The organism is Streptomyces sp. NPDC046712 (genome assembly GCF_040645695.1).
In the GTDB taxonomy this organism is placed as follows: domain Bacteria; phylum Actinomycetota; class Actinomycetes; order Streptomycetales; family Streptomycetaceae; genus Streptomyces.
The window spans coordinates 1-26,818 of sequence record NZ_JBEYYW010000029.1 but is presented as its reverse complement, the minus strand read 5'-3'; the positions used below and the strand labels follow the sequence as shown (position 1 = coordinate 26,818).

The 26,818-nt window shown below is 71.9% G+C and carries 24 protein-coding genes; 7 read left to right on the top strand and 17 right to left on the bottom strand.

Annotated features, from left to right (window positions below):
- Nucleotides 1-2: 2 nt before the first annotated feature.
- From cysD to ABZ939_RS29905, 12 genes are all read right to left on the bottom strand, one after another.
- Nucleotides 3-938 (bottom strand): sulfate adenylyltransferase subunit CysD, encoded by a 936-nt coding sequence (gene cysD / locus ABZ939_RS29960; RefSeq protein WP_361861898.1) that lies wholly within the window; start codon nt 936-938, stop codon nt 3-5.
- Entirely contained in the window at nt 935-1,504 is a 570-nt protein-coding gene (gene cysC, locus ABZ939_RS29955; protein ID WP_361861895.1) for an adenylyl-sulfate kinase, read from the bottom strand. Before cysC ends, cysD begins: the two co-directional genes overlap by 4 nt.
- Nucleotides 1,504-2,211 (bottom strand): phosphoadenylyl-sulfate reductase, encoded by a 708-nt coding sequence (locus tag ABZ939_RS29950; RefSeq protein ID WP_361861892.1) that lies wholly within the window; start codon nt 2,209-2,211, stop codon nt 1,504-1,506. The genes cysC and ABZ939_RS29950 overlap by 1 nt, the downstream gene beginning before the upstream one ends.
- Nucleotides 2,208-2,387 carry a hypothetical protein gene (locus ABZ939_RS29945; protein WP_361861889.1) on the bottom strand — a complete coding sequence of 60 codons (180 nt, stop codon included), beginning with the start codon at nt 2,385-2,387 and terminating at the stop codon, nt 2,208-2,210. Before ABZ939_RS29945 ends, ABZ939_RS29950 begins: the two co-directional genes overlap by 4 nt.
- Nucleotides 2,384-4,081 carry a nitrite/sulfite reductase gene (locus tag ABZ939_RS29940; RefSeq protein ID WP_361861886.1) on the bottom strand — a complete coding sequence of 566 codons (1,698 nt, stop codon included), beginning with the start codon at nt 4,079-4,081 and terminating at the stop codon, nt 2,384-2,386. Before ABZ939_RS29940 ends, ABZ939_RS29945 begins: the two co-directional genes overlap by 4 nt.
- A 126-nt stretch (nt 4,082-4,207) precedes the next feature.
- Complete coding sequence (locus ABZ939_RS29935; RefSeq protein WP_310591794.1) at nt 4,208-4,291, bottom strand: putative leader peptide; 84 nt, start codon at nt 4,289-4,291, stop codon at nt 4,208-4,210.
- A 139-nt stretch (nt 4,292-4,430) separates the two neighbouring features.
- Nucleotides 4,431-5,000 (bottom strand): GNAT family N-acetyltransferase, encoded by a 570-nt coding sequence (locus tag ABZ939_RS29930; RefSeq protein ID WP_361861883.1) that lies wholly within the window; start codon nt 4,998-5,000, stop codon nt 4,431-4,433.
- A 182-nt stretch (nt 5,001-5,182) separates the two neighbouring features.
- On the bottom strand, nt 5,183-5,323 hold the full coding sequence (locus ABZ939_RS29925) for a hypothetical protein (protein WP_361861880.1): 141 nt from the start codon (nt 5,321-5,323) through the stop codon (nt 5,183-5,185).
- Between the two features lie 169 nt (nt 5,324-5,492).
- Nucleotides 5,493-6,515, bottom strand: coding sequence for a LacI family DNA-binding transcriptional regulator (locus ABZ939_RS29920; protein WP_361861877.1), 1,023 nt, complete (start codon nt 6,513-6,515; stop codon nt 5,493-5,495).
- A gap of 24 nt (nt 6,516-6,539) precedes the next feature.
- Nucleotides 6,540-7,373, bottom strand: a complete 834-nt coding sequence (locus tag ABZ939_RS29915) for an ATP-binding cassette domain-containing protein (protein ID WP_361861874.1) — start codon at nt 7,371-7,373, stop codon at nt 6,540-6,542.
- Nucleotides 7,370-8,389 (bottom strand): ABC transporter permease, encoded by a 1,020-nt coding sequence (locus ABZ939_RS29910; RefSeq protein WP_361861871.1) that lies wholly within the window; start codon nt 8,387-8,389, stop codon nt 7,370-7,372. Before ABZ939_RS29910 ends, ABZ939_RS29915 begins: the two co-directional genes overlap by 4 nt.
- A 36-nt stretch (nt 8,390-8,425) precedes the next feature.
- On the bottom strand, nt 8,426-9,442 hold the full coding sequence (locus tag ABZ939_RS29905) for a sugar ABC transporter substrate-binding protein (protein WP_361861868.1): 1,017 nt from the start codon (nt 9,440-9,442) through the stop codon (nt 8,426-8,428).
- Nucleotides 9,443-9,581: 139 nt separating this feature from the next.
- Between ABZ939_RS29905 and ABZ939_RS29900 the strand changes: the two genes are divergently transcribed.
- Nucleotides 9,582-11,624: a GH32 C-terminal domain-containing protein gene (locus tag ABZ939_RS29900; protein ID WP_361861865.1), complete on the top strand. Its 2,043-nt coding sequence runs from the start codon at nt 9,582-9,584 to the stop codon at nt 11,622-11,624.
- 49 nt (nt 11,625-11,673) lie between these two features.
- The gene (locus tag ABZ939_RS29895; RefSeq protein WP_361861862.1) at nt 11,674-12,639 is read left to right on the top strand and encodes a carbohydrate kinase; all 966 of its coding nucleotides are present in this window, start codon (nt 11,674-11,676) and stop codon (nt 12,637-12,639) included.
- Between the two features lie 70 nt (nt 12,640-12,709).
- Here ABZ939_RS29895 and ABZ939_RS29890 read toward each other — a convergent pair whose 3' ends face one another.
- Both ABZ939_RS29890 and ABZ939_RS29885 read right to left on the bottom strand, forming a co-directional pair.
- Nucleotides 12,710-14,041 carry a GAF domain-containing protein gene (locus ABZ939_RS29890; protein WP_361861859.1) on the bottom strand — a complete coding sequence of 444 codons (1,332 nt, stop codon included), beginning with the start codon at nt 14,039-14,041 and terminating at the stop codon, nt 12,710-12,712.
- Nucleotides 14,042-14,278: 237 nt separating this feature from the next.
- A complete protein-coding gene (locus ABZ939_RS29885; protein WP_361861856.1) occupies nt 14,279-15,934 on the bottom strand; it encodes an acyl-CoA dehydrogenase family protein in 1,656 nt (551 codons plus the stop codon).
- 17 nt (nt 15,935-15,951) lie between these two features.
- On the opposite strand from ABZ939_RS29885, the gene ABZ939_RS29880 reads away from it, so the two are divergent.
- Both ABZ939_RS29880 and ABZ939_RS29875 read left to right on the top strand, forming a co-directional pair.
- Nucleotides 15,952-17,067 (top strand): YihY/virulence factor BrkB family protein, encoded by a 1,116-nt coding sequence (locus ABZ939_RS29880; RefSeq protein ID WP_361861853.1) that lies wholly within the window; start codon nt 15,952-15,954, stop codon nt 17,065-17,067.
- Nucleotides 17,068-17,101: 34 nt separating this feature from the next.
- The gene (locus ABZ939_RS29875; protein WP_361861850.1) at nt 17,102-17,836 is read left to right on the top strand and encodes a helix-turn-helix domain-containing protein; all 735 of its coding nucleotides are present in this window, start codon (nt 17,102-17,104) and stop codon (nt 17,834-17,836) included.
- Here the strand turns inward: ABZ939_RS29875 and ABZ939_RS29870 are convergent.
- Nucleotides 17,773-18,171 (bottom strand): VOC family protein, encoded by a 399-nt coding sequence (locus ABZ939_RS29870; protein ID WP_361861848.1) that lies wholly within the window; start codon nt 18,169-18,171, stop codon nt 17,773-17,775. The two genes, ABZ939_RS29875 and ABZ939_RS29870, sit on opposite strands and share 64 nt — an antisense overlap.
- Nucleotides 18,172-18,321: 150 nt before the next feature.
- Between ABZ939_RS29870 and ABZ939_RS29865 the strand changes: the two genes are divergently transcribed.
- The 3 genes from ABZ939_RS29865 to ABZ939_RS29855 all read left to right on the top strand — a co-directional run bounded on the left by ABZ939_RS29865 (nt 18,322) and on the right by ABZ939_RS29855 (nt 21,790).
- Nucleotides 18,322-19,440, top strand: coding sequence for a sulfite oxidase (locus ABZ939_RS29865; protein ID WP_361861845.1), 1,119 nt, complete (start codon nt 18,322-18,324; stop codon nt 19,438-19,440).
- Between the two features lie 90 nt (nt 19,441-19,530).
- Nucleotides 19,531-20,895, top strand: coding sequence for a rhodanese-like domain-containing protein (locus ABZ939_RS29860; RefSeq protein ID WP_361861842.1), 1,365 nt, complete (start codon nt 19,531-19,533; stop codon nt 20,893-20,895).
- Nucleotides 20,896-20,938: 43 nt separating this feature from the next.
- Nucleotides 20,939-21,790 carry a sulfurtransferase gene (locus tag ABZ939_RS29855; protein WP_361861839.1) on the top strand — a complete coding sequence of 284 codons (852 nt, stop codon included), beginning with the start codon at nt 20,939-20,941 and terminating at the stop codon, nt 21,788-21,790.
- A gap of 72 nt (nt 21,791-21,862) precedes the next feature.
- Here the strand turns inward: ABZ939_RS29855 and ABZ939_RS29850 are convergent, their stop codons facing one another.
- Together ABZ939_RS29850 and ABZ939_RS29845 are read right to left on the bottom strand one after the other, a co-directional pair.
- A complete protein-coding gene (locus tag ABZ939_RS29850) occupies nt 21,863-22,624 on the bottom strand; it encodes a MerR family transcriptional regulator (RefSeq protein ID WP_361862122.1) in 762 nt (253 codons plus the stop codon).
- Between the two features lie 113 nt (nt 22,625-22,737).
- Nucleotides 22,738-26,616, bottom strand: a complete 3,879-nt coding sequence (locus tag ABZ939_RS29845; RefSeq protein WP_361861836.1) for a hypothetical protein — start codon at nt 26,614-26,616, stop codon at nt 22,738-22,740.
- Nucleotides 26,617-26,818: the final 202 nt, after the last annotated feature.

The following is a 26,818-nucleotide window of genomic DNA, read 5'->3' as shown; positions in this document are numbered from 1 at the left end:
GGCTAGAAGTACCCTTCGCGCTTGCGGTCTTCCATCGCGGCCTCGGACATCTTGTCGTCGGCGCGGGTCGCGCCCCGCTCGGTGAGCCGGGAGGCGGCGATCTCGGCGATCACGGCGTCCAGCGTGCGGGCGTCGGAGTCGACGGCGCCCGTGCAGGACATGTCACCGACGGTGCGGTAGCGGATGAGCCGCGTCTCGACCGTCTCGGACTCCTTCGGGCCGCCCCACTCGCCGGCCGTCAGCCACATGCCGTTGCGGGCGAACACCTCGCGCTCGTGGGCGAAGTAGATCTCGGGGAGCTCGATCTTCTCCCGCTGGATGTACTGCCACACGTCGAGCTCGGTCCAGTTCGACAGCGGGAAGACACGGACGTGCTCACCGGGTGCGTGGCGGCCGTTGTAGAGCTGCCACAGCTCCGGGCGCTGCCGGCGCGGGTCCCACTGCGAGAACTCGTCGCGCAGCGAGAACACCCGCTCCTTGGCGCGGGCCTTCTCCTCGTCGCGCCGGCCGCCGCCGAAGACGGCGTCGAAACGGTGCTGCTGGATCGCCTCGGTCAGCGGCACCGTCTGGAGCGGGTTGCGCGTCCCGTCGGGACGCTCGCGCAGCTTCCCGGCGTCGATGTACTCCTGCACGGAGGCGACGTGCAGCCGCAGCCCGTGCTGGGCCACGACGCGGTCGCGGTACTCGATGACCTCGGGGAAGTTGTGCCCGGTGTCGACGTGCAGCAGCGTGAACGGCACCGGCGCGGGCGCGAACGCCTTGAGCGCCAGGTGCAGCATGACGATCGAGTCCTTGCCGCCGGAGAAGAGGATCACCGGCCGCTCGAACTCGCCCGCCACCTCACGGAAGATGTGGACGGCCTCGGACTCGAGCGAGTCCAGGTGCGACAGCGCGAACGGGCTGTCGGTCGCCTCGTTCACGGTAACGGCGGTCGTCATGCGAGACCCCTCTCGGTGAGCAGCGCGTGGAGCTGTGCTGCCGACTCCTGCACGGTCTGGTTCTGGGACTCGATCCGCAGATCGGGGTTCCGCGGCTCGTCGTACGGGTCGTCGACCCCGGTGAGCCCCTGGAGCTCGCCCGCGGCCTGCTTGGCGTACAGCCCCTTCACATCGCGTACGGAGCACACGTCCACCGGAGTGGCCACGTGCACCTCGACATAGGGGGTGCCCTCGGACTGGTGACGCTTGCGGACGGCCTCGCGGCTGTCCTCGTACGGAGCGATGACCGGGACCAGGACCTTCACACCGTTCGACGCGAGCAGCTCGGACACGAAGCCGATCCGCTGCACATTGGTGTGCCGGTCCTCGCGGCTGAAGCCGAGGCCCGCGGAGAGGAACTCGCGGATCTCGTCGCCGTCGAGCACCTCGACGCGGTGGCCCTCGCCGCGCAGCCGGCCGGCGAGTTCGTACGCGATCGTGGTCTTGCCGGCGCTCGGCAGGCCCGTGAGCCAGATGGTGGCACCGGTCACGTGATTCTCCTGGGAAGTCTCTGTGGTGGTCGTCATCAGCCGTGCAGCCCGCATTCGGTCTTGGTCCGGCCTGCCCAGCGGCCGGCCCGGGCGTCCTCGCCCTCCGCGACGCGGCGGGTGCAGGGCGCGCAGCCGACGGAGGCGTAACCGTCCATGAGGAGCGGGTTGGTGAGGACGCCGTGCTCGGCGACGTACGCGTCGACGTCGTCCTGCGTCCAGCGGGCGATGGGGGAGATCTTGACCTTCTGCCGCTTCTCGTCCCAGCCGACGACCGGGGTGTTCGCCCGGGTCGGGGACTCGTCGCGGCGCAGGCCGGTCGCCCACGCGCTGTACGCGGCCAGGCCGTCCTCGAGCGGCTTGACCTTGCGCAGCGCGCAGCACAGGTCCGGGTCGCGGTCGTGCAGCTTCGGACCGTACTCGGCGTCCTGCTCGGCGACCGTCTGACGCGGGGTCAGGGTGATGACGTTGACGTCCATCACCGCGTCGACCGCGTCCCGGGTGCCGATGGTCTCGGGGAAGTGGTAGCCGGTGTCGAGGAAGACGACATCCACTCCGGGCATGGCGCGCGAGGCGAGGTGGGCGACCACGGCGTCCTCCATGGAGGAGGTGACGCAGAAGCGGTTGCCGAAGGTGTCGGCCGCCCACTGGAGGATCTCCAGCGCGGAGGCGTCCTCCAGGTCGCGGCCGGCCTGCTCGGCGAGCGCCTTCAGGTCGGTGGCCTCGGTGGCCTGAGTCGTCGTCATATATCTTCCCCTCCAGTGGAGTTGCTCGAAGTGCCCGGGGCGAGGAGCCCCAGGAACTTCAACTGGAAGGCTCGACTGCACGCCCGGCATTCCCAGGCGCCGTGACCCTGCTCGTGCGGGAACAGGTCCTCGTCGCCGCAGTACGGGCAGTAGAACGGGGCAGCGCGCTCGCTCATGACAGGGCCTCTTCCGAGGCCCGGGCCGCCCAGGTGGCGAAGCGCTCGCCGTCCTCGCGCTCCTCCTGGAAGCGCTTGAGGACCCGCTCGACGTAGTCCGGCAACTCGGCCGAGGTGACCTTCAGGCCACGGACCTTGCGGCCGAAGCCCGCCTCCAGACCGAGGGCGCCGCCCAGGTGCACCTGGTAGCCCTCGACGCGGTTGCCCTCGTCGTCCAGGACCAGCTGACCCTTGAGACCGATGTCCGCCACCTGGATACGGGCGCAGGCGTTGGGGCAGCCGTTGATGTTGATGGTGATCGGCTCGTCGAACTCGGGGATGCGGCGCTCGAGTTCGTCGATGAGCGAGGCACCGCGCGCCTTCGTCTCGACGATCGCCAGCTTGCAGAACTCGATACCGGTGCAGGCCATCGTGCCGCGCCGGAACGGCGAGGGGTTGACCCGCAGGTCCAGCGACTCGAGGGCGGAGACGATCGACTCGACCTGCGCCTCCTCGATGTCCAGGACGATCATCTTCTGCTCGGCGGTGGTACGGACGCGGCCCGAACCGTGCGCCTCGGCGATCTCCGCGATCTTGGTGAGCGTGGTGCCGTCGACGCGGCCGACGCGCGGCGCGAAGCCGACGTAGAAGCGGCCGTCCTGCTGCTTGTGGACGCCGACGTGGTCCCGCCACTGCCCGGCAGGCTGCTCCGGGGCCGGTCCGTCCGTCAGCTTGCGCTTCAGGTACTCGTCCTCCAGGACCTGGCGGAACTTCTCCGGGCCCCAGTCGGCGACGAGGAACTTCAGCCGGGCGCGGGTGCGCAGCCGGCGGTAGCCGTAGTCGCGGAAGATCGAGATGACGCCCTCGTAGACGTCCGGGACCTCGTCGAGCGAGACCCAGGTGCCCAGGCGCACACCCAGTTTGGGGTTGGTGGAGAGGCCGCCGCCGACCCAGACGTCGAAACCGGGCCCGTGCTCCGGGTGGTTCACGCCGACGAAGGCGATGTCGTTGATCTCGTGCGCCACGTCGAGCAGCGGCGAGCCGGAGACCGCCGACTTGAACTTGCGGGGCAGGTTGGAGAAGTCCTTGTTGCCCACGATCCGGCGGTAGATCTCGTCGATGGCGGGGGTGCCGTCGATGATCTCGTCCTCGGCGATGCCGGCGACCGGCGAGCCGAGGATGACGCGCGGGGTGTCACCGCAGGCCTCGGTCGTCGACAGGCCGACCGCCTCCAGGCGGTTCCAGATCTCCGGGACGTCCTCGATACGGATCCAGTGGTACTGGACGTTCTGCCGGTCGGTGATGTCGGCGGTGCCGCGCGCGAACTCCTGCGAGATCTCGCCGATGACCCGCAGCTGCTCGGTCGTCAGCCGGCCGCCGTCGATGCGGACCCGGAGCATGAAGTACTCCGCGTCCAGCTCCTCCGGCTCCAGGACACCGGTCTTGGTGCCGTCGAGGCCTTCCTTGCGCTGGGTGTAGAGGCCCCACCACCGCATACGGCCGCGCAGGTCGTTGGGGTCGATGGAGTCGAATCCACGCTTGGAGTAGATCGTCTCAATACGTGTCCGCACATTGAGACCGTCGTCGTCCTTCTTGAACTGCTCATTGCCGTTCAGCGGGGTGAAGTGCCCCACGGCCCACTGACCCTCGCCACGGTGACGGCTCACCTTGCGGCGGGGCGTAGCGGGTGCGGGGATTTCAGGGGTGGCGGCCATGGCGTTTTGTCCTTCGGGACTGCGGGAGGGCGGCTCTGACCAGCACACTCGTACTCGGGTCAGGTGACGGCGCGACGGTGCGCAGCGGGTGGGTCAGAAAAGGAGATCGCGGCGGTGCTGGTTCTCTCAGCGCGCCGGACAGATGGCGCTGGACATGCGGCCGAGGTCGACGTGCCGCCGACTCACCAAGGCAATTCCAGTTCCAGACATGACGGAAGCCTGTCACGGGACTTTGGACCCAGTCCAGCTTCGTCCGAAATGTGGACACGACCGTCCCGCATCGCGAGACGGTGTGCCGTGGGTCACGTCTGGGGGTGGGGCAGTTGAGGCGGGTGGGGTGAAAAGGGGGTCAGGCGTGGGCGCCGGGCCAGGGGCCGGGGGCCTCGGACTCCTCGACCTCCTCCACCTTGGTGTCGAAGAGCTTGAACCCGCGCCTCAGATAGTTGTCCATCGCGTGCGGCCCGTCCAGTGAGCAGGTGTGGAGCCACACCCGGCGCGTCTCCTCGCGGTCCGGCCAGCGCTCGGCCAGGTCCCAGGCGCGCTGAACGCCGTAGGAGAGCAGATGGCCGCCGATCCGGCGCCCACGGAAGGCCGGGATCAGCCCGAAGTAGACGATCTCGACGACGCCGTCGTCCTGCGGGTCGAGCTCGACGTACCCGGCCGGCGTGCCCCGGTCGTAGGCCACCCAGATCTCGGACCCCGGCTTCTCGACGATCTCCTGCCACTGCTTGTACGTGAGCGACAGCCGGTCGTTCCAGCGGATGTCGCCACCGACCGCCGTATAGAGGAAGCGGCTGTACTCCGGCGAGGGCACCTCGGCGCGCCTGATCGTGACGTCGTCCCCCTCGGGCGCGGGGGAGGGGCGGAGGTCGGACGGCGAGGTCTGTTCGAGGGACCAGGTGGTCAGAGTGATGCGCATGCCTTCATCGCATCACGCCTATGTGTCGGATGCCGACGCGGCCCCAGCTCGGCGAGCAGGGCGGCGCTGCGCTCGTCCGCGGGGAGGAAGGCCTCCAGCTTCAGCTCGGCGAGCAGTTCCGTGAGCCGGTTGTCCGGATTCTGGACACCCTCCGCCGTCAGGCGGTTGAGGATGTGCCGGGCCTACTCGTCGATGTTCACGATCCGGGGCGCCAGGCCCCGGGGGTGCAGCAGCAGCCGGGCCACGCTCACCGGCGGGGTGAGCAGCTCGGGCGCGACGGTGGCGGTCAGGGCGAGGAAGGCGTCGTTGCGGCGAGCGGCCATGCCGAACTGGAGGACCGGGTGCGCCGCGCCTACGAGGACTTCGTCGCCCGGGCACGATGACCTTCCGTGCCGACCAGCACGCCGAGCGTCTCGGGAACGTGATCAAGTTCCACCGGGACGCGGTCCTCACCGAGACCGGGGAGCCGGGCGAGGGGCGACATGGGGGAGTTCAACCGGTCCGCGGCGGCAGTTCGCCCGAGCCGCGCTCGATCAGACGCACCGGGACCGTGTGCGTCGTCGCGCGGGAGCGGTCGCCGCCGAGGCGGGCCAGGATCTGCTCCGCCGCCGCGCGGCCGACCGCCGCCGGGTCCTGGGCCACGACCGTCAGGCCGGGCTCCAGGACCGCCGCCAACGGCAGGTCGTCGAAGCCGACCAGGGCCACGTCACGGCGGCCCGCCTCCGCCAGCGCGGGTACGACCCCGAGCGAGGCGAAGTTGTTCGCAGCGAACACGGCCGTCGGCGGGTCGGCCAGCGCAAGGAGACGCCGTACGGCGACCCCCGCGGCGTACGGGTCGTGGGCCGTGACGACCAGCGCCGGGTCGTGGCCGATCCCCGCCGCATCCAGCGCCGACCGGTAGCCGCGCTGCCGTGTCTTGCGGGTGTAGAGCGTGGCCGGCCGGTCGCCGATGAAGGCGATCCGGCGGTGCCCGTGCGCGATCAGGTGCGCCACACCCGCCCGCGCACCCTCCTCGTTCGCGCTGACCACCGCGTCCGCCGCGAGCCCCGAGCCCGGCCGGTCCACGAAGACCACCGGCAGACCGCTCTCCCGCTCCCGGCGCAGGAAGCGGTGGTCGCTGCCGGCCGCCGGGACGACGAGCAGGCCGCTGATCCGCCGCGCGAGGAACGTGGTGATCAGCGCGTGCTCCATCGGCTCACGCTCGCCCGACGACCCCATCAGGAGCGTGAGCCCACGGTCCCGTACGACGTCCTCGACGCCGCCCGCGACCGTGCCGAAGAAGGGGTTGCCCATGTCCGGCACGACCAGGCCGACCGTGGAGTCCCGCGCCCCCACCCGCATGTTGCGGGCCATGAGATTGGGGCGGAAGCCCAGCTCCTCGACGACCGCGAGCACCTTCGCCCGGGTCGCCTCGGAGACCGGCCCGTCCTCGTTGAGCACCCGGGACACGGTCTTCGGGGTCACACCGACCCGCGCCGCCACATCGGCCAGGGTCGGCCGCCGGGTGCTCCCCATGGTCACCGCATCTCCGTCGTCGTTTCAGGCTCGGTCGCCCTCGACCGTACCGCCGTCCGCCCCTTCCACGGTCAGGGCCCCGGTCATGATCGCCACCACCTCCGCCATCGAATGGTCCGACGGCCGGATCTGCGCCACCCGCCGGCCGAGCCGCTGGACATGGATCCGGTCCGCGATCTCGAAGACGTGCGGCATGTTGTGGCTGATGAGGACGACGGGCAGACCCCGGTCCCGGACCCGGCGGATCATGTCGAGCACCTGGCCCGACTCCTTCACCCCGAGCGCCGCCGTCGGCTCGTCCATCACCACCACATGCCGCGCCCAGGCGACCGCGCGGGCCACCGCCACGCCCTGCCGCTGGCCGCCGGAGAGCGTCTCCACGGCCTGGGTGAGGGACCGCAGGCCGATCTTCAGATCCGCCATGTGCGCGGCGGACTCCTCGCGCATCCGCTTGTTGTCGAGCATCCGCAGTACGGAGCCGAGCGGGCCGCGCCGACGGACCTCGCGGCCCAGGAACATGTTGCTGGCGATGTCGAGCGAGGCCGCGACCGCCAGGTCCTGGTAGACGGTCTCGATGCCGTGCCGGCGCGCGTCCACCGGATCGCGGAACCGGACGGGCGCCCCGTCGAGCTCGAGGGTTCCCTCGTCGGGCTGGAGCGCCCCGGTGAGCGCCTTGATCAGACTGGACTTGCCGGCGCCGTTGTCCCCGATGACCGCGAGCACCTCACCGGGCATCAGATCGAAGTCGGCGCCGTCGAGCGCGGTGACCTGGCCGTAGCGCTTGACGAGTCCGCGGGCCTTGAGCACCGGGGTCGCCGCGGGAGCGGTGGTCGTCGGCCGGCTTTCCTGCGGCGTCATCGGCGGACCTTCCTGCGGGAGAACTGGTCGACGGTCACGGCGAGGATGACGAGGCCGCCGGTGATCAGGGTCTGGTAGATCGAACCGACCCCCATCAGCTGGAGGCCGTTGCGGAACACGCCGACGATCAGCGCCCCGACGAGCGTGCCGAGGACCGCCCCGCGGCCGCCGAAGAGACTCGTGCCGCCGAGCACCACCGCCGTGATCGCGTCCAGGTTGTCGGTCTGGCCCGCTTTGGGGTCGCCGACACCGGTCCGGGAGATCAGCAGCAGGGCGGCGATGCCGTAGATCACCCCGGCCAGCGTGTAGATGCCGAGCTGGAGACGGGTGGTGCGGATACCGGTGAGCCGGGCGACCTCGGGGCTGTTGCCGAGCGCGTACGTGTGCTTGCCCCAGGCCGTCTGGCCGAGGAGGTACGCGAAGCAGAGGAAGAGCCCGATGGTGAGCACCGAGCCGTACGTGATGTCGGTACGTCCCAGCGGGAAGGTCTCGCCCAACCCGGTGAGCAGGCCCGGGAGTTCGGTGACCGTCTGCTCTTCGGAGTAGATGTGGGTGAGGGCGAAGGCGATGTTGAGCATCCCGAGCGTCACGATGAACGGCGGCAGCTTGACGAAGGTGACGAGCGCGCCGTTCGCGAGCCCGAACAGGGCGCAGACGCCGATGCCCGCGGCGATCGCGACGAGGGGCGGGAGGGCGCCCTCGGCGGCGAGCTTGGCCATCACGATGGAGCCGAAGGCCATCACGGCGCCGCAGGACAGGTCGATGCCGGCGGTGAGGATGATCAGGGTCTGGCCGAGGGCGAGGGTGCCGACGACCATCACCTGCTGGACGACGAGGGAGAGATTGCCGCCGGAGAGGAACTGCTCGCTCTGGAAGGAGAAGAACACGCAGGCGACGAGCAGGGCGACGAGCGGGCCCGCGGTGGGATGGGTGAGCAGCCGGCCCGCCGTGCGACGCGTCCGGGTCCCGGGCGCGGCCGGCGGTGCGGTGGTGGGTGGTGCGGTGGTGGTGGTCAACTGGGGCTCCTTGTAAGGGGAATGGGGGGTGGAGGCTCAGCCCCAGCAGTTCTCCAGGCCGTACATCGTGTCCTTGGCCGGGACCGCCGAGGTCGGCGTGTCCGTGATGAGGGTGACGCCGGTGTCGACGTAACCGGAGGCCTTCGTGCCGTCCTTGGCGTACGCGACGACCGCGTCGACGCCCTTGGCGGCCATGAGCAGCGGGTACTGCTGCGACGTGGCGGCGATCCTGCCCTTCTTGACCGCGTCCGTGCCGGTGCATCCGCCGTCCACCGAGACGATCAGGACGTCCTTCTCGCGGCCCTTCGCCTTGAGCGCCGTGTACGCGCCCAGCGCGGCGGGCTCGTTGATCGTGTAGACGACGTTGATGTCCGGGGCCTTCTGCAGGCAGTTCTCCATGGCCGTCTGGCCCTTGGCCTGGTCGCCGCCGGTGTCCTGGGAGCAGACGACGGCCGGGTCGCCCTCCTTGATCCCGTACCCCTTGAGGAAGCCGTCGTGCCGCAGTTGTCCGACGGCGACGCCGGGTGCGAGGTCGAGCGTGGCGATCTTCGCGGTCTTCCCCGCCATGGCGGCCTTCGCGTACCGGCCGATCAGCTCGCCGGCCTTGAGGTTGTCGGTGGCGAACAGCGCGTCGGCGGCGGCCTGCGGATCGGTGGGGCTGTCGAGCGCGATGACGAGTACGCCCTTCTTCCGGGCCTGCTCGATCGCGGGGACGATCGCCTTGGAGTCGTTGGGGGTGATCAGGATGCCCTTGACCCCGGACGCGACCATGTTCTCGATCGCGGTGACCTGGCCCTCGTTGTCGCCGTCGAACTTCCCCGCCGCCGTGGTGAGTTCCGCTCCGGCCTTCTTCGCGGCGCCCTCCGCGCCCTCCTTCATCTTCACGAAGAACGGGTTGGTGTCGGTCTTGGTGATCAGGCCGACCTTGACGGGCCCGCCGCTGCCCCCGGCCCCGGCGGAGCCCTTGGCTCCTTCGCCGCAGGCGGTGAGCAGCAGAGCTCCGGACACCAGGGTGGCCGTGAGGGGGAGTGCGGTGCGGAAGGTGCGCTTCATGGCGCGGCTCCTCAGGGGACGCAGGGGTGTCATCGTTGACTTATGTCAACGTTGACATCGACTGGCCAGGATGATGGACTCCGCCGCGAGCAACGTCAATGCCCCTCACTCGTTACGAGTTGGCAACGGAGGCTTCCGGATGAGCCGCTGGAACGCACCGCAACTGACCGCCATCGCGGCCCTGCTCGTCGCCGCGTCCACCCCCATCAGCGCAAACGCCGCACCGCCCGCACCGCAGGCAACCCCGCGACCACTCGCCACCGGCCCGGTCAACCCCGGTTTCGACACCGGAGATCTCACCGGCTGGACGGTCACCGAGGGCACCGCCTTCGGCCCCGCCGCCGTCACCACCACCGACACCTACTGGGGAGGCCCCTTCCAGCACAGGGGCAGCCACCATCTCTGGGGCTACGCCGCCGCCGGCGACGACGCCACCGGCACCCTCACCTCCACCTCCTTCGCCGCCCCCGCCCGGATCAGCTTTCTGATCGGCGGCGGCTGGGACCCCGAACGCCTCTACGTCGCCCTGATCAGGGACAGCGACGGCCAGGTGCTCCACAAGCAGACCGGCCCCGAGGACGAGGCGTACGTCCGGATCGTCTGGGACACCTCCGCCTGGCGCGGCCAGGGCGTCCACCTCGAAGTCGTCGACCGCAAGACCGGCGGCTGGGGCCACCTCAACCTCGACGACGTACGCACCGGAGAGGCCGCCACCCGGGACGACAACGGCCTCACCTTCCGCACCCTCGGCCAGGCCAACCAGCCGACCGCCACCCGGGACTTCACCGCCGACCCGCTGCGTCCGCAGTTCCACTACACGCCCTACCAGGGCTGGATCAACGACCCCAACGGCGTGATCCAGTGGCGCGGCCGCCACCACCTCTTCAGCCAGTACTTCCCCGACGCCCCCAAGTGGGGGCCCATGCACTGGGCCCACGCCGAGGGTCCCGACGCCGTCCACTGGCGCGACCTCCCCGTCGCCCTCACCCCGCCGCCGCGCGCGACCCCCACCGACAACAGCGGGATCTTCAGCGGCAGCGCCGTCGACGACGACGGCACCCTGACCGTCGCGTACACGAAGTTCACCGACACCGGCGCCCACCCCGGCGCCACCCCGGAGACCGTCGCCGTGGCGACCAGCACGGACGGGGTCACCTTCACCCCCGGGAACGAGGTCATCACCCAGGCTCCGCCCGGCTCGTCCGCCGGGTTCCGCGACCCCAAGCTCTTCCGCGACCCCGTCGACGGCCGCTGGAAGATGGTCGTCGGATCGGGCGACGGCGGACGCGGGAAGGTACAGCTGTACGCCTCCGACGACCTGCGCACCTGGACGTACACCGGCGTCCTCGCCGAGGGCGACGGCACGACCGGCGCGATGTGGGAGTGCCCCGACCTGTTCCCGCTCGACGGCAAATGGGTCCTGCTCTACTCCACCAACGAGGGCGGGCAGTCGCTCCAGCGGTACGCCGTCGGCCACTACGACGGCAGCGGCTTCCGCGCGGAGCGGCACGGGATCCTCGACGGCGGCGGCGACATCTACGCGGCGCAGAGCTACCGCGACGACACCGGACGCCGGCTGATGACCGCCTGGATGAGCGACTGGAACGCCAAGGAGCCCACGAGGGTGGGTGGCTGGGCCGGCGCCCAGTCCCTCCACCGCGAACTGTTCCTCACCGCCGACGGGCGCCTCGGCCAACGCCCCGTCGCGGCGGCCGACTCGCTGGCCACGGGCGCGCCCGTCACCGTCACCGACAAGACCGTGAACGGCACCTGGCGACTCGGCCGCGGTGACACGGCACGCGTCAAGGCCGTCCTCGACCTGGGGCGCACCACCGCCGACACGGTCACCGTGCGCCTCAAGGCCTCCGCCGCGGAGGCGACCGTCCTGCGCTACGAGAAGGCCGACGGCACGCTCTCGCTCGACACGACCGGCGCCGGTCACGGCACGCGCGCGACGTACCGCACCCATGTCGAACCGGGCCCGGACGCCACGCTGGCCCTCGACATCTTCGTCGACCGCTCGTCGGTGGAGGTGTTCACCGGGGACGGCGCGGCCCTCACCGCCCGGGTGTACCCGCGCTACCGCGAGTCCCAGGCGGTCGAGTTCACGGCGGAGGGCGGCCAACTGCGCCTGAGGAGCGCGTCCTCGACCCCGCTGGGTTCCGCGGTCCTCCCCGACTGACCGGCTCTCTCCACCCGGCCGCAAGGCCCCTCATCGAAAGGTCTCCCGCATGACCGCGACCCGCCGCCCCGTGGCCGTCCTCGGCGAATGCGTCGCCGACGCCTTCGCCGCCCCCGGTGCCCCCGGCGCCGACGAGGGACCGGGCCTCCGGCTCGACGTGCTGCCCGGCGGCGGGCCCGCGAACACCGCCGTCGCGCTCGCCCGCCTCGGCACCCCCACCCACTTCCTGGCCCGGCTCTCCGGTGACGTCTTCGGCGGCCTCTTCCGCCGCCGGCTCGCCGAGTCAGGCGTCCGCATCGACCTCTGCCCCGACGCCGCCGAGCCCAGCACCCTCGCGATCGCCGGCCTCGGCCCCGACGGCGCGGCCGAGTACACCTTCCACGCCGAGGCCACCGCCGACTGGCAGTGGACCCGGCAAGAACTCGCGCCCGTACGCGGCCTCGACCCCGACTGTCTGCACACCGGTTCACTGGCCCTGGTGCGCGCACCGGGCGCCGCCGCCGTCGAAGAGCTCCTGGCCGAACTGCGCCCCACCAGCACGATCTCCCTCGACCCCAACGTGCGCCCGCTGCTCGTCGCCCCCGAGCACTACCGCGCCCGGCTGCCGCACTGGTGCGCCCTCGCGGACATCCTCCGGCTCAGCGAGGACGACCTGGCCCACCTCCACCCCGGCACCACCCCCGAGGCGGCCTGCGACACCTGGCACCGCGCGGGCGTCCCCCTCGTGGTCGTCACCCTCGGCGGGGCCGGCGCCCTCGTCTCGTACGACGGCGTCCGCAGCCTCCTCCCCGCCCCGCACGTCGACGTCGTCGACACCGTCGGCGCGGGCGACGCCTTCACGGCAGGCCTTCTCCACCGCCTGCACACGGCCGGCGTACTGGGCGGCCGACTCGACACCCTCGACCGGCGGACCCTGGAGGAGGCCGTCACCTTCGGCACCAGGGTCGCAGCGGCCACCTGCGCGGTCCGCGGCGCGAACCCACCGCGGGCCGAGGAACTGAGTGCGCCGGTCTGACACCCGCCACGCCGGGCCGCCGCCGCATGCGCCCCGGCCCGAGCCACGCGGCGCGATGCCGCGGCCCGGCCTACGCCGTCGCCCCCGTCTCCCCCCGGCCCAGGCGGGCGGAGCGGACCGCAGGGGCCGTCGAGTGGGGCAGGAGGTCGGCCGGGTGGGCCGGGGTGACGACCTCGACCTCGACCTCCTCGCTGAAGCGGTACGGACGGTGGGCGAGCACGCTCGCCAGGTTGCGGCGGACCCGGGACATCTCCGCCCGTACCGTCACCGTCCTCGTCCGGTCGCCGAACACGTCCTCGGCCAGCTCCGCCGCCGTCCGTCCGTCGCGGTGCAGGGCCAGGACGTACAGCAGCTCGGCGTGGCGCGGGCTCAGCTCCTGCGTCCAGCTGCCGGCCGCCCCCGACACCGCCACCGACCAGCGGCGCGGCCTGCTCAGGTCGAGGACCACGCGGCTCGGCGCGCCGGTGGCGGCGTCCACCGCTCCTTGTTCCTCCTCGACCCGCAGCAGCCAGCCGCCCGGCAGGGGCTCCACCGCGCACATCCCCAGCGACGGCAGCCACACCCGCCCGGCGCGGAAGGACTTGGGCAGCGTGAGCCGGTCCACCGGGGCCATCCCGGTCACCGCCGCCGTCCAGCCGTGCGTGTCCACCGCGATCGCCCGGCCGCCCACCCGGCACAGGATCGGTGCGGCCACCGAGCGCAGCCGCTCGATGGACCGCAGATGGCGGTCGCGCATCTCCGCCTCGGCGAGTTGGGCCACCGAGCCGACCAGCGCCAGCGTCGCCGGATGGAAGCTGGAGGCCGGCCCGCTCACGTCCACGATCCCCAACAGCCGCTGGTCGCGCGGATCGTGGACGGGTGCCGCGGCGCAGGTCCAGTTGTGGAGCGTGTGGACGTAGTGCTCGGCCGAGTGGACCTGGACGGCCCGCCGCATCGCGAGCGCGGTGCCCACCGCGTTCGTGCCGGTGGTGTGTTCGGTCCAGGCCGCACCCTCCTCCAGACAGATCCCGTTGGCCTGCCGCATCACCGCCATGTTGCCCTGGCGCCACAGCACCCGGCCCTGTTCGTCGGTGACGACCATGATCTGCATGGAGGCGTCCGCGATCCCGGCGAGCCCGGTGCTCAGCGTCCGCATCACCTCACCGAGCACCGTCGTACGGCGGCGCTCCTCCAACTCGTCCCGCTGGAGCAGCACGCTGCTGGTGCCCTGGTCCGGGTCCAGCCCGAGCCGGAACATCCGCTGCCAGGACGCGTCGATGACCGGGCGGGGCGCGATCGGCGGTGTGCGGCCGGCGAGCGTCTCCTCCCGTACCCGGTGGAGCAGGCGGGTCGCCTGGGCGGCGTCCATGGCGGCGAGCCGCTTCATGTCGAGCCGGGTGTTGTTCAGCTGAGTGTTCTTCATCGGTCTCTCCCAGCCACCCGCGGCGCTGTATCGGTTCTGCACTGTTCTGGATCGATGTGCCGGAGTGTCGCTGCCCATCGTGCCGTTCAGAGCACCCCGTCAGCGCCCGATTCTGGTAATCCTGCAACCCTTTGCAACTCTGGTAGCAACGGGGCTCGTGCATGAGGCTGGTGCGAGCGGCGGGTGGTGCCGTGTCGGCGCAGCACCACCCTCCGCTTCAATCCCGCGTGGCCCGGCTCAGACCTCCACCCGCGCCCGCTCCACCACCGCCCGCAGATCCAGCGTGGTCGGCAGCGTCCCGAACGCCGAGCCCCGGTCGCCGCCCAGCCGCGAGGCGCAGAAGGCGTCCGCCACCTCCGCCGGCGCCCACCGCACCAGCAGCGACCCCTGCAACACCAGCGCCATCCGCTCCACGAGCCGCCTGGCCCGCCCCTCGATCCCCTCCAGATCGGCCAGTTCCGTCAGCATCCCCTTGATCGCCCCGTCGAGCCTGTGATCCGCGCCCCGGGCCTTCCCGACCTCCGACAGGAACGCGTTGAGCGCCATCGGCTCCCTCTGCAGCGCCCGCAGCACATCCAGCGCCTGGACATTGCCGGAGCCCTCCCAGATCGAGTTGAGCGGCGACTCGCGCAGCAGCCGCGGCATCCCGGACTCCTCCACATAGCCGTTGCCGCCCAGGCACTCCAGCGCCTCCGCCACCATCGGCGTGCACCGCTTCGTCACCCAGTACTTCGCCGCCGGCACCGCGATCCGCGCGAAAGCCCGTTCCGCCTCCGTGTCGGAGTCGTACGCCGCGGCCAGCCGCATCCCGAGCACCGTCGCCGCCTCCGACTCCAGCGCCAGATCGGCCAGCACATTGCGCATCAGCGGCTTGTCGATCAGCGGACCGCCGAACGCACCGCGGTACGCGGTGTGGTGCACGGCCTGCGTCAGCGCCTGCCGCATCAGCGCCGCCGAACCCAGCACACAGTCCAGCCGGGTCGCCGCCACCATCTCGATGATCGTGCGCACCCCGCGGCCCTCCTCCCCGACCCGGCGCGCCCAGGTCGTCCCGTCGAACTCGACCTCGGCGGAGGCATTCGACCGGTTCCCAAGCTTGTCCTTGAGCCGCTGGATCGCGAACGCGTTGCGCGTACCGTCCTCGAGCACCCGTGGCACCAGGAAGCAGGTCAGGCCCCCCTTTCCCTGAGAGGGGGATGCCTGGGCGAGGACCAGGAAGCCGTCCGACATCGGCGCCGAGCAGAACCACTTGTGCCCGGTCAGGACGTACTCGTCCGAGCCGCCGGACACCGGCCGCGCCTCGGTCGCGTTCGCCCGTACGTCGCTGCCGCCCTGCTTCTCCGTCATCCCCATCCCGAGGAGCACCCCGGCCTTCTCGCCGGGCGGCCGCAGCCCCTCCTCGTACACGTGCGAGGTCAGCAGCGGCTCCCAGACGGCGGCGAGCGCGGGCTCCGCCCGCAGCGCCGGCACCGCGGCATGGGTCATCGACAGCGGACAGCCGTGCCCCGCCTCGCTCTGCGTCGCCAGGACGAACCCGGCCGCGCGCCGCACATGACCACCCGGACGGCCCCAGGCATCGGTCAGACCGGCACCGACCGCGCGCCCCAGGAGCCGGTGCCAGGCGGGATGGAACTCGACCTCGTCGATCCGGTGCCCGTACCGGTCGTGCGTCCGCAGCCGCGGCGGGTACTCGTTGGCGAGCGTCCCCCACTCCTGCGCCTGCACCGATCCGACGGACTGCCCCTGGGCCACGAAATGATCGCGCGCTTCCGCGAAGACCTCGGGCGGCAGATGACGCTCGACGGCCTCCGCCAGCGGCCGGTCGGACGTGAACGCGTCGTATCCCACCAGGGGCGGAGCCTGGTTGGTCACTGTGTGGGTGCTGGCTGCCATGCCGATACGGTAAGGAGGTGCAGGCAGCAAACGAAACACCCGAGCGGCGGTCCGGTGGCAGACTCCACCGGGCGCGAGTCCTCTACCGCAACGTCTCCAAGCGGAAGCTGGTCTGGCTGCTCCTGAAGGACACCGTCAACTCGTGCATCGAGTACCGCATCCTCGGCCTCGCCGCCGAAGCGGCGTTCTTCACCCTCCTGTCCCTGCCCCCGCTGATGCTCGGCCTGATCGCCCTCCTCGGCTACGCCGACGACTGGACCAACACCGACACCGTCGCGAGCATCCAGGAGAACATCCTCCGCGCCGCCGGAACGGTCCTCTCCGACCGCGGCGTCCGCGACATCGCCAAGCCCCTCCTGGAAGACGTCACCCAGGGCAAACGCCCCGAACTGATCTCCCTCGGCTTCGCCATCGCCCTCTGGTCGGGCTCGCGGGCCGTGAACGTCTTCATCGACACCATCACGGTGATGTACGGGCTCGACGGGCACCGCGGCATCGTCAAGACCCGGCTCCTCGCCTTCCTGCTCTACCTCGTGGCGCTGCTCATCGGCGCGGTCGTCCTGCCGCTCGCCGTGGTCGGCCCGGACCGGGTGGTGGAGCTGATCCCGTGGGGCACGGAAGTCGTCGCCGTCCTCTACTGGCCGGTCGTCATCCTGCTCTCCATCGCCTTCCTGACCACGCTCTACCACGTGTCCGTCCCGGTCCGCTCCCCATGGATCGAGGACATCCCGGGCGCCCTGGTGGCCCTCGGAATGTGGGTGCTCGGCAGCTTCCTGCTGCGGATCTACCTCACCAGCCAGGTCGAGGGCCCCACGATCTACGGATCCCTCGCCGCCCCCATCGCCGTCCTGCTCTGGATCGGCATCTCGGCCTTCGCCGTGCTCGTCGGCGCGGCCGTGAACGCGGCGATCGACCGTGTCTGGCCCTCCGTCGCCACCGCCGCCGCCCGCGAGGCCAGCGACCGCGCCCGCGCCGCGCAGGCCCGCGACCTCGTCGCCCGGCTGCGCGCGGAGGAGGACGACGTGGACGAGGACGACCCGGACATGCCGTCCGAGTTCCCCGAACGCTGGTCGCGGTTCCTGCCCCCGGACGACGTGAAGTCGCGCCTGCACTCCGGCTGGGAGAAGGACTAGAGCCAGGCCCCAGAACCGGATCTACGCTCGAAGGGTGTATGAGGAACACCCCGCACGTCTGGACGGCGCCGTCGTCTGGACCCTCACGCCCCGCGCAGGCGCCGAACCGGTGCCCGTGCTGCCCGACGGCTGCATGGACGTGCTGTGGAGCGACGGCCGGCTGCTCGTCGCGGGTCCCGACACCGTCGCCTACGTCCCCGAGGGCGGTGCGCGCCGCTACGCGGGGATCCGCTTCGCCCCCGGTGACGCGCCCGCGCTGCTCGGCGTACCGGCGAGCGAACTGCGCGACCGGCGGGTCGAGCTCGGGGCGCTGTGGGGCGAGGCCCGGGCGCGGCGGCTCGGCGAACGCGTCGCCGACGCCCCCGACCCCGCCGCCGCCCTCGAAGCTCTCGCGCTGCGCCGGGCCGCGGACGCCCCGGCACCCGACCCGCTCCTCCAGGCCGTCGTCCGGCGGCTCCGGGCCGGCCGGCCGGTGGCCGAGACCGCCGAGGCCGTCGGGCTCGGCGCCCGGCAGCTGCACCGGCGGTCACTGGACGCGTTCGGCTACGGGCCCAAGACCCTGGCCCGCATCCTGCGCCTCCAGCGGGCGCTCGCCCTGGTCAGGGCGGGGGTCCCGTACCCCGAGGCGGCGCTCGGCGCCGGTTGCGTCGACCAGGCCCACCTGGCCCGCGAGACCCGGGCCCTTGCCGGTACGACGCTGTCCGCCTACGCCTCGGCCTGGGCGAAGAGGGAGACCCCGCACCCGTCCGGGTCGAGCACGACGGCATAGCGCTGCCCCCACACGGCGTCCCAGGGCTTGAGGTGCCCGCGGTACCCGGCCGCGACCAGGGATTCGTAGGTGGCGTCCACCTCCTGGGGCGAGGCACAGCGGAACGCGAGCCCGATCCGGTCGCCGCCCTCGGGACGGGACCAGCCGGCGTCGAAGGACCGGATCACCTCCTCCGTGTCCCACGCGATCCGCATCCCGCCGGGCAGGGCGGCTTCCACGTGCGGAGCGGTGTCGGACTCGACGGGAATCTCCAGGCCGAGCCGGCGGTAGAAGGCGAGCGAGGCGGCCATGTCGGAGACGACGAGGCCGATGACATCGAGTCGTGGTGTGTTCATGCGGGCACGGTATGCGGGTGGGGGAGCGCGGGTCTTGTACGAATCGGACGCCCCCGGACCGGGCCCGAGGGGCCACCCCGGTCTCGTGGGGTGGCCCGGCCCGGGCGGACGTACGCTGGAACGGGATCGTGCCTGACGGAGGTGCCCGTCATGACCGCATCGGCCGTTCCTCGTGGGCCCGGTGCCACCGCCTGGGCACCCGAGACGGTGACCACCGACCCGTACAACGCCCAGACCCCCAGGGCCGCCCTGACCGAGCGGCTCACGCCCGCGGACGCGCTGTTCGTGCGGGACCACTTCGGGGTGCCGCGGACGCCCGCGGCCCGCTGGCGGCTGCGGATCGGCGGGGCGGTGACCACGCCGGTCACCCTCGGCTACGAGGAGCTGCTCGCCCTGGGACGCGAAGGACGCCGGGAGTTCGACGTCGTCCTGGAGTGCGCGGGCAACGGCCGCGCCCAGATGGTCCCCCGCCCGCCGGGACTGCCCTGGGACCAACGGGCGGTCGGCTGCGCACGGTTCGCGGGCGTCCCCTTCCATCTCGTCGCCGAGCGCGCCGGTGTCGCACCGGAGACGGTCGAGTTCGTCTTCGCCGGAGCCGACACCGGCAGCGTGCACGGCCATCCGGCCGCCTTCGAGCGCAGCCTCCCGCTCGCCGAGGCCCTCCACCCGGACACCCTCCTCGCCACACACATGAACGGCGAGCCCCTCCCGCCCGAGCACGGCGCCCCGGTCCGCCTCGTGGTCCCCGGCCGCTACGCCGTCGCCGACGTGAAATGGCTGGTCGAGGCCACGGCCGTCACGGAACCCTTCACGGGCGTCTTCCAGGCCGAGGAGTACGTGTACGTCGCCTCGGAGGGCATCCCCGACGGGCCCGTCTCGGCGATCCGGGTCAAGTCGCTCATCACCGCCCCCGAGCCGGACGACGACCTCCGGCGCGGCACGCAGACCGTCGTACGCGGCCGGGCGTGGTCGGGAGCCGGTCTCGCCGTGGGACGGGTCGAGGTGCGGGCCGAGCACGAGGACGAGGACGGCCCGGGGGAGGAGCGCGCCGGCGGCACGGAGTGGCACGACGCCGACCTCGAGCCGCCGACCGGGCCGTACGCCTGGACGAGCTGGTCGTACCGGTGGACACCCCGGAAGCCGGGCCGGTACCGGCTGCTGGCCCGGGCGACCGACGCGCACGGCGACACCCAGCCCCCACGGGCGCCGTGGAACGCCCAGGGCTACGGCTGCAATCCGGTGGCGGCGGTCGACGTGGTCGTCGTCTGAGACACCGGCGCACCCGCGACCCGGCGCTCCCGGCGGCTCCGGGGCCTCACAGGGAACGCGCAGGGAACGACACGGGAGCAGGGTGACGGCATGAACGCCCACGCGATGGAGATCGAGCCCCTGACCACGGCCTCGCTCGGCGACACCAGCTACCTCCTCGTCAGCGGCGACGAGGCCGCGCTGGTCGACCCCCAGCGCGACAGCTGGGGCCTGATCGAGTCCTGTACGGCCAAGGGGGTGCGCATCCGGTACGTCCTGGAGACCCATGTGCACAACGACTACGTCTCCGGCGCCCTGGAGGTCCGCGCCGCCACCGGTGCCACCGTGGCCGGCCCTGCCCGCGCGCCGTACGCCTTCGACCACCTGCCGCTCGCCGACGAGGACGAGATCACCGTCGGTGACGTGCTCGTACGGGCGATGGAGACACCCGGGCACACCGCCGAGCACACCTCCTACCTGGTCTGCGAGAACGGCCGGGAATCCCCGACCGCCGTCTTCACCGGCGGCAGTCTGCTCGTCGGCAGCGCGGGCCGTACCGACCTCTCCGGCGCCGACCGCACGAAGGAGCTCACCCGGGCGCAGTTCCGCTCGCTGCGGCGGCTCTCGCTGCTCCCGGACGCCACCCGGGTGCTGCCGACCCATGGCGCGGGCAGCTCGTGCGTCTCGGGCCCGGTGTCCGGGAAGCGCACCACCACGATGGGCGACGAACGGCGCACCAACCCCACGCTCGGCACCCGGAACGAGGAGGAGTTCGTCCGGGACCGTCTCTCGGGCCTGCCGCCATACCCCGCGTACTACCGCTACATGGCGCCGATCAACCGGTCCGGTCCAGAGGTGCTCGGCGGTCGCCCGGCCGTCCGCCCGCTCTCGGTGAACGAGGTCGAGGGGCTGATCGGCGGCGGTGCGCAACTCGTCGACGGGCGGGACCGCCGGACCTTCGCCGCGGCCCATCTGCCGGGTTCCCTCTGCGACGAGCTGGACGAGCGCTTCGCGAGCCTGGTCGGTGAGGTCGTGCCGTTCGGCACCCGGCTCGTCCTCGTCCTGCCGGAGCCCGCCGAGGCCGCCGTCGAGGAGGCGATGCTCCAGCTGCTGCGGATCGGCTACGAGAACGTCGCGGGCCATGTGGCCGGCGGCGTCGACGCCTGGCGCGAGGCCGGCCGGCCGGTGCGCTCCTTCCGTACCGCGGACGCGGCCGACCTGGCCGCCTCTCTCGCCGACCGATGGGTGCTCGACGTCCGGCCGCAGCGCCCCGAGGGCGGAATTCCCGGCACGCACGCCGTCCCGCTCGCCGAACTGCCCAGGCGGCTGGGCGAGATACCCCGGGACCGCGAGGTCTGGACGATCTGCGGCAGCGGACGCAGGGCGACCATCGCGGCCAGCCTGCTCGACCGGGCGGGCATCCCCGTCACGGCGGTGGTGCGAGGAGGTGTCGGCGACCTGATGACGCACGGATGAGGCACATGAGGCGCTTGAAGCGCACAGGAGAACGGAGAAGACGATGGGCACCAACGGCTACGCACATCCGGAGACCCTGGTGGACACCGAGTGGCTGGCCGCCCACCTCGACGACCCGACCGTTCGCGTCATCGACGTGGACGAGGACACGACCGCCTTCGAACACGCCCACATACCCGGGGCGGTCGGCTGGAACTGGACCACCGACCTGCACACCGCCGTGGGCCGTGACTACCTGGACCGGGACGCGCTCGGCGGTCTCCTCGCCGCGGCGGGCGTCGCGGACGACACCACCGTGATCCTGTACGGGGGCAACAACAACTGGTTCGCGGCGTACGCCTATTGGATCCTCCGGCTGCGCGGCTTCAACAAGGTGAAGCTGCTCGACGGCGGACGGAAGAAGTGGGAGCTGGAAGGCCGGGGCATGACCCGGATGGTCACGGAGCACCGGCGCACCGACTTCACGGTGACGGGCCAGGAGAACCCCCAGTTCCGCGCCCTGCGCACCGAGGTCCTCGACAGCGTCGGGTCCGCCGCCCGCATGGTCGACGTACGTTCCCCCGAGGAGTACCGCGGCGAGAAACTGGCGCCGCCCCACCTGCCCCAGGAACAGGCACAGGTCCCCGGCCACATCCCCGGCGCGGCCAACGTCCCCTGGGCACAGGCGGCCAACGAGGACGGGACCTTCAAGTCGGCCGACGAACTGAAGGAGCTGTACACGGGCAAGGGCATCACCCCCGACCGGGAGATCATCGCCTACTGCCGCATCGGCGAACGCTCCTCGCACACATGGTTCGCGCTCCACGAACTCCTCGGCTACCCGGACGTCAAGAACTACGACGGCTCCTGGACCGAGTACGGCTCCCTGGTGCGGGCCCCTGTCGAACTGGGGTGATGGCCTCGACGAGGGGGAAGGGAGCCACCTGTCGCCGGGGGTCTGCAGCCCCCCGGCGGTATGCGTGATCGGTCAGCTCAGCCGGGCGTCGGCGTAGGCGACCATCGCATCGCGCTGGTAGAGGGCCAGACCGTCGGCGATCTTGTCGTAGTTCGCGCGGAACCGCGGGTCGTCGACGTAGGTCCGGCCCAGACCCTTGTACGCCTCGGCGTTCGGCGTCCAGTACCGGCAGACGCCCCGGTAGTGTTCGTCCACCTCGGCCTGCACCGCCGGGTCGTCGACCGGCGTGCCGGCCACCATGAACTCCGCGAAGCGGATCATCTGCGCCGTGACCTCACGCTGCCACCGCTCCTGGTCCTCCTCGGTCATGCCCTCGACGGCCGGCCGGGACTCCGCCCACGCCTCCGGCCACCGCTCACGCACCTCGGGCTCGTCGGCCGGGGCCTCGAAGCCCTCGAACAGGTTCTCCGGCCTGTTGATCCTCGTCATGCTGTCGTCGTCCTTCTCTTCCTCCAGTTCGGCGATGGTGCGCCCGACCGTGCGGGCCAGCGTCTCCAGCCGGTCCCGCTCCATGAGCAGCCGCCGGTGGTGCTCGCGCAGCACGGCCACCTGATCGACCTGGCTGTCCAGCACCGCCTGGATCTCGCGCAGCCCCAGGCCCAGCTCCCGCATCAGCAGGATCTGCTGCAGCCGCAGCAGATCCGCCTCCTCGTAGTGGCGATGCCCGTTGCTTCCGATCCACGCGGGCGGCAGCAGACCGATCTCGTCGTAGTGCCGCAGCGTCCGGGACGTTACCCCGGACATCCGGGCCACGTCCGCGATCGACCAGGCCATGGCCGTGCCTCCCCTCGCCGGGCCGGTCTCTCCGGCCACAGAGACGACCGTAGGAGTTGACGCAAACGGAAACCGCAAGTCGGGACGGGCGCCGTGGGGGCGCCCGACCGGCGTCACTTTCCGCAGGGCGGGTCGTAGGGCAGGGCCGGCGACACGAACTCCTTCCATACCTCGGGGGTCATCGCCGTGCGCGTCGACGCGCACAGGATCGCCCGGGCGCGAGCCGGATCGGTCTGCCAGAGCCGTACGGTGCCGTCGTCGCCGCCGGTCACGAGCACGTCACCGCGCGGGCTGTACCGCAGCGCCTTGACAAGGGAGTTGTGTCCCGTGACGGGAAGCCCGTACGCGGTGATGCGAGCGGGATCCGAGACGCTCCACAGCCGGACCTGGCCGATGGAGTTGCCGCTCGCGAGCATGGTGGCGTCCGGGGCGAAGCCGACGCTCCACACCGCGCCTCCGCTGAGCGGCGGCTTGCCGACAGCTTTGGGGGAGGACGGCCGGGACACGTCCCAGAGCCTGATCCGGCTGTCCGCACCACCGGTCGCGACCAGTGGGGCGCGCGGATGGGCGTCGAGGGAGATGACCGCCTCGGAGCCGAGCGCGCGGCCGTCCGCGACGGGAGCGGTTCCCTCGCCCGTTCGCCAGGACCGGACGTCGCCCCACGCCTGCGCCGAGTAGACATGGCCCGACCGGCCTCCGACGGCCAGGGCGTTGGTCGCCAACTCCTCGCTGTCCAGCTCGCCGCCGAGCGGGGCGGGGCGCGCCGGATCGGACACGTTCCAGGCGCGCAGGCCGCCGGCGTAACCGCCGTCGAGGTCCATCGACGCCGCGACCAGCGTGCTCCCGTCGGCGCCGAAGGCCAGCGCGGAGACCGGTTGCGTCTGCCCCGCCAACGAGTTGCCGATCGCCACCGGCCGGGCGGGGGCGGACACGTCCCACAGCCGGACGTCGCCGCGCCAGCCGCCGGTGGCGAGCACGTTCCTCTGCGACGTACCCGACGAGCCGCGCTTGCGCGGCATGAAGGCAAGGGAGGACAGAGTGCCGTAGGACCCCGTCAGTCCTCCGATGTGAACCAGGCGCGCCGGGTCGGAGAGGTCGAACAAGGTCACGTAGGCGCCCGAGGCCACCGCGAGCAGCCGCCCGTCGTCGGTCATCGCCAGGGCTTCGGCCGCCTGGCCGCCGCCCAGGACGGAAAGGCTCGTGGGCCGTCGCCACAGACGCACCTTGCCGTCCCCGCCGCTGCTGACGAGCGTGCGCCCCGTGGAGTCGAAGGCGAGATTGGTCACGAGCGTGCTGTGCGCGCGCAGGGTGGGGACGAGCGCTCTGGTCTGTGCGGGGGCTCCCACGTTCCAGATGTTGATGTTCCCGGCGTTGTCCCCGGTGGCGAGCATGTGGCCACCACGGCTGAACGCGATGGAGTCGGCCGGCGTCCCGAGGAACAAGGTGATGCTCAACTTCGGCCGACGCGGGTCCGACACGTCCCAGATCCGCACCCTTCCGTCGCCGCCCGCGGTGGCCAGAACCGGCGCGGCGGGGCTGAAGACAGCCTTGTTGACGATGCCCGAATGCTCGCCCAGCTCGCCGCCGAGCGCAGTCGGGCGGGCCGGATCCGACACGTTCCACAGCCGCGCGAGCAGTCTGCGGTCGCTGCCGGGGCGTCCCGTGCCCCCGGTGACGGCGAGGGTGCGGCCGTCATGGCTGAATGCCACGGACGAGATGTGCTGCCATTCGACCGACACCACCGTGCTCGCCTTCCGAGGGCGCCTCGGATCGCTTATGTCGAACAGCTGTACGGTAGCGCTCGTTTTGCTGCCGACGGGATCCATGTCGACAACGGCCAGCGTCCGGCCGTCCGGGCTGAACTGCAGGTTCCCCACCATGCCCCGCCCGTCCACCGCCCAAGGCGCCGTGAGCGCCACAGGGCGCTTGGGGTCGGAGACGTCCAGGAGCTGTACCTTGCTGTCCCCTCCGCCACGGGCGAGCAGGTCGCCCCTCGCGTTGTACGCGATCGCGGACGCGGTAACGCCCTTTCCCGCCCCGGGTTCGCCGGCCAGAGGCACCGGACGGGCCGGGTCCTTGGTGTCCCAGAACCGCAGGGAGCTCCCGCCGGTGGCCATGTGTCCCGCCGGGCCGAACGCAATCGGTGGGGCCGTGCCGAAATGGCCCGGCAGGGTGGTGGGCAGCACCGAATTCGCCGCCGTCATCAGCCGCGTGTGCAGCCGGTCGGTCGGGCGCATCCGATGGGCGACGAGGTCGAGCTGCGCGGCCAGCGCTCCGTCGGTCTCCCGCTGGCGGTCCGCCTCGGCGCTGACCCGGTCGAAGATGGCGTTGTCGCGCTGCTCGACGGCGTTGCGGCTCTGGTCGAACGCGAACGCCGCGAGACCCGAGGCCAGGACCGCCAGTGCGGTGACGGCGGCCACCGCTCCGCGCCGGAGCCGGCGGCTTCGGCGCTGCTGCCGCTCGGAGGCGGCGAGGAACTCCGCGATCAGCGGCGTCAGATCCTCCGGGCTCGCCCCCGAGGCCCAGGAGCGGGCCAGTTCCAGCCTGGCTCCCCGGAACAGTGCCGTCGTGTCCTTGCGGCCCCCGCGCTCCCAGGCCACGGCCGCCTCCTCCACCTCCTGCCGCACCGCTTCGCCGCTCTTGCCCGCCCCGATCCACTCATGGCGCAGCCGGGGCCACGCCCGCAGCAGTGCTTCGTGGGTGACCTCGACGACGACCGTGCCCTCCCGCCCTTCCACACCCTGGGTGAGCAGGCGGGCGCGCGTGAAGCGCTCCGCGAGATCGGGTACCTCCTTCGGGTCGGCGGCGGCGAGCAGCAGGTCGGCGCGGGTCCGCCGGCGCCGGGTCACCTCGCCGTTCTCGCCGATCCTGACCAGACCGAGGAACATCAGCCGTGCGGCCCGTTGAGCGGACGGGGTCAGCTTCCCGAACTCCTCCTCGGCGGTGGCCGCCACCGCGCCGTCGATGCCGCCGGTGTCGCGGTAGCTGTCCACGGTCAGCGTGTCGCCTCGGCGCTCCAGCCAGGTGGCCCGCAGCGCGTGCGCGAGGAGGGGTAATCGGCCGGCCTCGTACGCGCCGTCGTCCCGCGGTGCCGTGCCACGCAGATCGCGCAGCACGACGTCCACGAGACCGGGCGCGAGCGTCAGACGACTGCGCTCGGCCGGCCTGGTGACCGCTTGGCGGACCTCGTCGTCGTTCATCGGTCCGACGATGACCTGACGGTCCACCAGGGCGTCGCGCAGATGGGGGAAGGCGCTGCAGGAGCCGTAGAAGTCCGCGCGCAGTCCGTAGACGGCCAGGGCCACGGGGCCCTCGCTGCCGGGTGCCTCGCCCTGGGGCGGTGCCGCGCCGGTCAGCTCGGCGAGTACGTCGACGAAGCGGCGGCGGACGGACTCGTCCTGGCAGACGGTGAAGAGCTCCTCCAGCTGGTCGACGACGAGCACGACCCGGCGGTCCGGCGGCAGATCGAGCCGTTCGCGTACCAGAGCGGTGAGCCGACCGGCCTCCATCGCCTCGGTGACCAGCGCCGGTTCGGCTCCCGTGAGCCTGGCGAGACCCGAGGCGAGTGCCGCGAGCGGTTCGGCCGTGGGGGTCAGGAGCAGCTGCGGCCAGTGCCGGGATCCCGGTAGGCGGCCCTGGGCGAGGCCCGGCAGTACACCCGCGCGGAGCAGGGACGACTTGCCCGCGCCGGACGGTGCCACGACGGCCAGCGGGCTGTGATCGGCCACGCACAGCTCGAGCCGGTTCATGACCCTGCCGACGAGGGCCTCCCGGCCGAAGAACCACTCGGCCTCGTCGGTGTCGAACGCGCGCAGTCCCGGGTAGGGGGAGTCCTCGCCCGCCGAGGGCGTGGAGGTTCTCGTGGAGTACTCGCCACCGGAGTGGTAGTGCTCGTGATGGTGCTCGGTCACGCCGCCGTGGACGACGACCATGTCCCGCGCCGATCGGTACACGGCGCCCGGCTCGTTGGCCCACGCGTGCAGCTCGTCCATGTACATCCCCCGACTCCGAAAGGCATGTTGCATGTGTGACGCGATGCTACGGACAGTGGGCGGACATGACCATGCCACGGCCAGAGGCCCGGTGGCCCCCGGCCCCCGTCACGGAAAAGGCCGGCTCGGCGCCGATGGCGCCCCGGCCGGCCGGACCCGCCGGGCGGGGGGGGGGCGTGCGGAACCAACACCCACGCACCGC